This window comes from Actinomadura madurae, from assembly GCF_900115095.1.
Classification (GTDB): Bacteria; Actinomycetota; Actinomycetes; order Streptosporangiales; family Streptosporangiaceae; genus Spirillospora; species Spirillospora madurae.
Window position 1 is genome coordinate 377,271 of record NZ_FOVH01000010.1, and the last position, 7,105, is coordinate 384,375.

6 protein-coding genes are annotated in these 7,105 nt (G+C 72.6%); 1 reads left to right on the plus strand and 5 read right to left on the minus strand.

Annotation, left to right across the window (positions count from 1 at the left end; translation table 11 throughout):
- Position 1: 1 nt before the first annotated feature.
- Genes BM339_RS27670 through BM339_RS27680 form a run of 3 tightly spaced genes read right to left on the minus strand, consistent with a single transcriptional unit; the run spans position 2 to position 1,125 of the window.
- The gene (locus tag BM339_RS27670) at positions 2–511 is read right to left on the minus strand and encodes a DUF1360 domain-containing protein (protein WP_021595711.1); all 510 of its coding nucleotides are present in this window, start codon (positions 509–511) and stop codon (positions 2–4) included.
- Entirely contained in the window at positions 508–867 is a 360-nt protein-coding gene (locus tag BM339_RS27675) for a VOC family protein (protein ID WP_075022704.1), read from the minus strand. Before BM339_RS27675 ends, BM339_RS27670 begins: the two co-directional genes overlap by 4 nt.
- Positions 868–1,125: a DUF7218 family protein gene (locus tag BM339_RS27680; protein ID WP_021595713.1), complete on the minus strand. Its 258-nt coding sequence runs from the start codon at positions 1,123–1,125 to the stop codon at positions 868–870.
- 67 nt (positions 1,126–1,192) lie between these two features.
- Between BM339_RS27680 and BM339_RS27685 the strand changes: the two genes are divergently transcribed.
- Positions 1,193–4,438, plus strand: coding sequence for an ATP-binding protein (locus tag BM339_RS27685; RefSeq protein WP_177287792.1), 3,246 nt, complete (start codon positions 1,193–1,195; stop codon positions 4,436–4,438).
- Positions 4,439–4,559: 121 nt separating this feature from the next.
- Here the strand turns inward: BM339_RS27685 and BM339_RS27690 are convergent, their stop codons facing one another.
- Positions 4,560–5,381, minus strand: a complete 822-nt coding sequence (locus BM339_RS27690; RefSeq protein WP_021599544.1) for an ABC transporter permease — start codon at positions 5,379–5,381, stop codon at positions 4,560–4,562.
- Complete coding sequence (locus tag BM339_RS27695; protein WP_075022706.1) at positions 5,378–6,355, minus strand: ATP-binding cassette domain-containing protein; 978 nt, start codon at positions 6,353–6,355, stop codon at positions 5,378–5,380. The genes BM339_RS27690 and BM339_RS27695 overlap by 4 nt, the downstream gene beginning before the upstream one ends.
- Positions 6,356–7,105: the final 750 nt, after the last annotated feature.

Here is a 7,105-nt window from a genome sequence, read left to right on the forward strand (position 1 = left end):
ATCACCCCTGGGCGGACCGCTGCAGCCGCGCGTACGCCAGTTGCAGCCAGTCCGAGCCCGCGACCGCCGTCATCGTGGCGCCGGCGAGCCGGGTCGCCTCCGGGGCGAACACCAGGCCCGCCGCGTAGGCCGTCGCGACCCACTGGCCGGTGCAGAACGGGCAGGTGACCAGCTCGCCGACGGCGTGCCGGACGCCCTTCCCGCGCACCTCCTCCGCGACCTCCGCGGGACCGGCCGTCCCCGAGTAGCGCGTGAACGGGGCGCGCAGCGGGCTCGTCACCGGATCCTTCGCGATCAGCCGGGACAGCTTGTGCGTCGTGACGGTCATCAGCGCGAGATCGGCGAGGCCGATCGCCGGGGGCCGGTCGCGCAGCCGCCGGCCCAGCAGCGCCAGCGTGCCCGCCGTGACCCCGTAGACGGCGAGCGTGCCGAGGTAGGAGCCGAGGGGGCGGTCCTCGTCGCCGGCGTACTCCTCGGCCTGCCTGCGCGCGGTGTCCACGACCGCGTTCATGGGTTCTCCTCTCCAGGCGGGACGATCACGCAGAACTCGTTGCCCTCGGGGTCCGCGAGGACCGTCGTCGGCCAGCCGTCGTCCACGAACGGGCCGCGGACGACGGTGGCGCCGAGCCCGCCGACACGGGCCAGTTCCGCGTCCATGTCGGCCACGCGGAGGTCGAGATGCATGCGGTTCTTCACGGTCTTCGGCTCAGGGACGCGCTGCAGGAGCAGGGGCGGCCCGTTCCCGGAGGGGTCCGTGAGCTTCACGTACGGGGGGTCGAAAACGCCGCGCTCATAACCGAGCGCGGCGGCCCAGAAGTCGGCCAGGGTGTCGGGGGCGCGGCAGTCCAGAACGAAGACGAGTTCCATTCAGTGGTCGCGCAGCGCCTTGACCAGCTCGGACTTGTTCATCGAGGAACGCCCCTCGATACCGATCTCGCGGGCGCGCTTCATCAGCTCGTCCTTCGTCCATTCGTCGTACGAGGGATTCTTGCCGCCCTTGCGGCCGACCTTCTTCGACCCCTGGCCCGCGGACGCGTTCGCGATGCGCGCGGCCTTCTCCTTGCTCTCGCCCTTCTCGCGGAGCTTCTGGTACTTCTTCTCGTCCTTGATCTGTGCTCTAGGCATATCGGACAGGTACCCGGCACGCGGGATCCACACATCGGCGACAATGGCAGGCGGGAAGGGGACACCTTTGCGCATCGGCATCCTGGGCTCGCTCGACGTGCGGGACGAGGCCGCGCGGCCCGTCGAGGTCGGCGGCCGGAGGCTGCGCGCCCTGCTGGTCCGGCTGGCGGCCGAGGCGGGCCGCCCCGTGTCCGCCGACCGGCTGCTGGACGACCTGTGGGACGGCGCGCCGCCCGGCGGGAACGCGCTGCAGGCGCTCGTGTCCCGGCTGCGCGGCGTCGCGGGACGGGACGTCGTCGAGCACGGCCCCGCCGGCTACCGGCTCGGCATCGACCCCGGCGAGATCGACGCGGTCGCGTTCGAGCGCGGTGTCGCCTCCGCCCGCGCGGAGCGGGACGCCGGGCGGCGGGCGGACGGCCTGCGGGCGGCGCTCGAGCTGTGGCGGGGCCCCGCGCTCGCCGATGTGGCCGACGCCGACTTCGCCCGCGGGACGATCACGCGCCTGGAGGAGCTGCGCCTCGCCGCCGTCGAGGACCGGATCGACGCCGAGACCGCAGCGGGCCTGCCCTTCCCGTCCGTCGCGGAGCTGGAGCCGCTGGCCGCGGCGAACCCGCTCCGCGAGCGGCTGCGCGGCCAGCTGATGCGCGCCCTGTACGCGGCGGGCCGGCAGGCCGACGCCCTGGAGGTGTACGAGGAGACGCGGCGCGCCCTCGCCGACCGGCTCGGCGTCGATCCGTCCCCCGAACTGGCCGGCGTCCACCTGTCGATCCTGCGGCGGGAGCCCGCGGGCGCGGCGGCTCCGGCCGCCTCGGCGGCACCGGAACGCGCGCCGGGCGGGCCGCGGCCCGCCCGCACCAACCTGCCCGCGCAGCTCACCAGCTTCGTCGGCCGGGAGGAGGAGTCCAAGCGGGTCGGCAAGCTGCTCCGCGAGACCAGGCTCGTCACCCTCACCGGACCCGGCGGTGCCGGCAAGACGCGGCTCGCGGGGGAGAGCGCCGCCGCGCTCGTCGACGAGATGCCGGACGGGGTGTGGTTCGTCCCGCTCGCCCCGGTCACCGACCCGGGCGACGTCGTGCAGGCGCTGCTGTCGGCGCTGGGCGTCCCGGAGACCGTCCGCCCCGCGGAGACCCGCGCCGTCGTGCGCCCCCTCGAACGCCTCACGGACTTCCTCGCCACCAAGCGGATGGTCGTCGTCCTCGACAACTGCGAGCACCTCGTCGACGCCGTCGCGCGGCTCGCCGACCACCTCGCCGCGCAGGCCGACGGCCTCCGGATCCTCGCGACGAGCCGCGAGCCGCTCGGCATCACCGGCGAGGCGCTGTGCCCGGTGCCGTCCCTTCCACTGCCGGACGAGCACGTCACCGACCCCGCCGACGCCCTCGGCTACGCGTCGGTGCGGCTGTTCGCCGACCGCGCCGCGGCCGTCCGCCCCGGCTTCGCCGTGGACGGCTCCACCGTCGCCGACGTCGTGGCGATCTGCCGGGCGCTCGACGGGATCCCGCTCGCCATCGAGCTGGCCGCGGCCCGGCTGCGCTCCCTCACGTCCGGGCAGGTCGCGGCCCGGCTCGGCGACCGGTTCCGGCTGCTGTCCGGCGGCAGCCGCACCGCGCTGCCGAGGCACCGGACGCTGCGCGCCGTCGTCGACTGGAGCTGGGACCTGCTGGACGACGTGGAGCGCGCCGTCCTGCGCCGGCTCTCGGTGTTCGCGGGCGGCGCCACCCCGGACGCCGCCGTCCACGTGTGCGGCCAGGACGCACCGGACGCGCCCGACCCGCGCGACGTCATCGACGTGATCGCCGCCCTGATCGACAAGTCGCTGGTGATGGCGGACGGCGACACCGACGTCCGCTACCGGCTCCTGGAGACCGTCCGCGTCTACGCGGGGGAGCGGCTGGAGCAGGCCGGCGAGACCCGCCGCGTCCGCGACGCGCACGTCGCCTACCTGGTCGGCCTCGCCGAACGCGCCGAGCCGGAGCTGCGCCGCGGCGACCAGCTGCGCTGGGCGGCCCGGCTGGCCGCCGAACGGGAGAACTTCACCACCGCGTTCCGGCACGTGACCGAGACCCGCGACGTGGAGTCGGGCCTGCGTCTCGTCGCCGGGCTGGTGTGGTTCTGGGTCGTGCGCGACATGGAGCGCGAGGCGGGCGGCTGGACGTTCGCCGTCCGCGACATGGCCGGTGACGCCGCCCCGCCCGGACTGGAAGAGGAGTACGCGCTCTGCGTGGTCGCCGCCAACGTCCTCGGCGAGATGACCACGGAGCCGGGGCCCACCGCCGAGTCGATGCACCGGACGCTGGAGGACGCCGCCGCCCGGATGCCCGAGGCGCCGATGCATCCCATGCTCGCCCTGGCCCGACCGGCGCTGAGCATCTTCAGCGGGGACATGGCGGAGATCCGCAGCCGGATGGGCGGCATCAAGGAGCACCCGGACCCGTGGGTCCGCGCCGTCGCCCGCGTCGTCCTCGCCCACGTGGGCATCAACCTCGGCGACCTCTCCGAGGCCGTCGAGGGCGCCGCCGACGGCTACGCCCGGTTCCGCGAGCTGGGCGACCGGTTCGGGATGATCGTCGCGCTGAGCGCGATGATCCATCTCGCCATGGCCCGCGGCGAGATGCGGGAGGCGGTCCGGCTCGGCGACGAGGCCTACGAGTACGCGACGGCCGGGGTCAGCCCGGAGCAGGGCTCCGCCATCCTCGCCCAGCTGGCCAAGGCCCGCGCCCAGCTCGGCGACACCGTCCGCGCCCGCGCCGAACTCGAACGCGCCGTGGCGCAGACGGAACGGATCGGCGAGTTCGCGGACGCCGCGAGCTGCTCGCTCCTGCTGTGCGAGCTGGCCCTTCTGGAGGGGGACCGCGACGCCGCCCGCTCGCACGCCGACCGCGCCTACAAGTGGGTGGAATCGCGCGGGCACCGTGCCGACTTCGTGCAGGCGTCCCGCCGTACCTTCAGCCGCCTCGGCTGCCTCGCCGAGGAGGACGGCGACCTGGAGGCGGCGCGGCGGTGGCACGGCCGTGCCCTGGGCGGCCTGGAGAACGACCCGCTCATGGGCAATCCGAACGTGGCGTCCCTCATCGAGGGCCTCGCCGCGTTCGCCGCCGCGAGCGGCGCGCACGTCCGCGCCGCCGAGCTGCTCGGCACCGCGCACGGCCTGCACGGGTATCGGGACATGACGAGCCACGAGGTCCGGCGCACCCTGCCTGCCGTCTGCGAAGTCCTCGGGGAGGACGCCTTCGTCGCGGCGTACGAGCGAGGCCGCCGGACCACCCGTGACGAGGTCTTCGAGCAGGCCGGCGATCTGGTCGCGTCCGTGTGAGGCGGCTGCGGGGAGGCCGGTTCGCCGCCTGCATGTCTTGAGCCCTTGCGGGACGGTGCCTTGTGCGGAGCGCCGGCCCGGGAATCGAGGATCCGGGCCGGCGCGACTCGCGGCATGGTCGTCAGGCCCTGCGCGAGTACATGCGCATGGCCAGCGGGAACGTCACGACGACGATGCCCGCCGCCCACGCCAGCGTGTACCAGACGTGGTCGCCGACAGGCCCGCCGACGGTCAGCGCGCGCACCGACTCCGCCAGGTGCGTGACCGGGTTGACCTTCGTCCACGCCTCCAGCCATCCCGGCATCGTGGACGTGTCCGGCACGAGGACGCTGCTGCCGAACGTCAGCGGCATCACCCAGATGAACGCGAGCCCCTGAACGGTGTCCGGGGACGGAGCGACCAGCCCGACCAGAACGGAGATCCAGCAGACGGCCAGGTAGAACACGTACGCCAGCGCGAACGCCCCCAGCACCGACAGCGGATCGGTGTGGAACCGGAACCCGAGGACCGACCCGAACCCGACCAGGACGGTCATCACGGTGATGAACCGGACCGTGTCCCCCAGCACCGTGCCGATCAGCGGTGCCGACCGGGCGATCGGCAGGCTGCGGAACCGGTCGAACACCCCCTTGTGGATGTCCTCGTTCAGCGCCGTCCCCAGACCCATCGTCGCGAACATCGCCATCTGCGCGACCAGGCCCGGCAGCAACTGCTGCAGGTAGGAGCGCGTGTCACCGGCGACCGCGCCGCCGAACACGTACAGGAACAGAAGCAGGAACACGATCGGCATCAGCGTCGTGTCCAGCAGCTTCTCCGGCGAATGCCTCAGCTGGGCCACGTTGCGCCACGCCAAGGTCAGGCCGTGCCGCAGCGTCCGGCGCGGGCTGATCCGCGCCGGCGGCTCCCCGGCGGCCGGACGGGTGTCAACGGTGATCGCGGTCATGCCACGCTCCCCTCGGAAACGAGTTCGGGCTTGGGCTCCTCGGCGAGGTGACCGGTCAGCGTGAGGAACACCTCGTCCAGGCTCGGCATCCGCAGCGCCAGCTCGGCCGCCACGATGGACGCGTCGTCCAGCCGCCGGACGAGCGCCGACAGCAGCCGCGGATCGTGCACTGGCGCCGAGACGAGCCCTGTGGGCGCCTGCACCTCCGGCCGCTCCCCGGTCAGCTCGGCGACGATCGCGGCGAGCTGCTCGACGCGGTACGCCTCGGTCGCGCGGACCACGAGGGTCTGCTGCCCGATCCGCCCCTTCAGGTCGTCCGCCGTGCCCTCCGCGATGACGCGCCCGTGGTCGAACACCGCGATACGATCGGCGAGCGCGTCCGCCTCCTCCAGGTACTGCGTGGTCAGCAGCACCGTCGCACCGTCGGCGACCACCGCGCGGACGGTCTCCCAGACCTCGTTGCGGGCCCGCGGGTCGAGCCCGGTCGTCGGCTCGTCCAGGTAGATGACCTCGGGATGGTTGATCAGGCTCGCCGCCAGGTCGAGCCTGCGCCGCATCCCGCCCGAGTACGTCTTCACCGCACGCGACCCGGCCTCGGTGAGCCGGAACCGGTCGAGCAGCTGCCGGGCCCTCGCCTTCGCCTCCCGGCGGCCGAAGTCGAGCAGGCGGGCGATCATCACCAGGTTCTCGGTGCCGGTCAGCTCCTCGTCCACCGACGCGTACTGCCCGGTCAACCCGATCTTCGCGCGGACGCGTACCGGCTCCCTGAACACGTCATAGCCGCACACCTCCGCCCGACCGGCGTCGGGCTTGAGCAACGTCGCCAGCACGCGCACGGCCGTCGTCTTGCCCGCCCCGTTCGGCCCGAGGACACCGAGCACCATGCCCCGGCGCGCCGTGATGTCCACCCCGTCCAGGGCGGTGGTGTCCCCGAACCGTTTGCGCAGTCCCTCTGCGCGGATCACATCGTCCATGTGTCGTGTGCCTCTCGCATGTCCTTCGTTGTGACGATCACCACCGTGGGCTAGAGCGCTGACAGCACGCGCACATCGGCGTCCAGGCACTGACATCGCGCTGACATGGCCCTGAGCCCGAGCACCTGAACCAGGCGTGACCTGGGCGTTCCGGCAAGGCGGAGTGGGGGCGGCCGAGCCGATTTGACGGACACTCCGGCGCTGCCTAATCTCTGTCGTGCCCCAAGGGGATGCGGGACGCCGACAGGCGGACGGCCCCGGGGGACGCCAATAGAGGAAAACGGTTCGCAGCTTGCTCCGGGCCGGGGTACTCTTGAATGGCAAGCCCGGACAGGATGCAGGACGCCGCGAGGTGGCCGGCCCGCAGGGCACTCCCTACGAAACGATCTCGCCAGGTTTTCGGCCTGGGGGTGTGTCGTCGCGTGGGGGTCTGGAACGTCCTCGAACCGTCGAAAAGATCTTCGCCGATCCGCTTGACAACGGGAACGAACCAGGTAAGTTAGAAGGGTTGCCCCGGAGTCGGGACCGTGAGAGCGGGGTCCGGCGCGGTGGGTGTCCGTTTCTTGAGAACTCAACAGCGTGTTAAAAGCCAGTGCCTTTATCGGTTCGGCCTGTTGTGGCTGGACCGCCCCGTGACCGTCGCTGTTTGTGGTGATGGTCTGGGATTTCTTTGAGGCAACGCACAGACCCTTGGGGTTTTGTGTTTGCTGGGATTTTCTTCGAGGTTTGGCCGGCTGGGGTTCGCGCCTT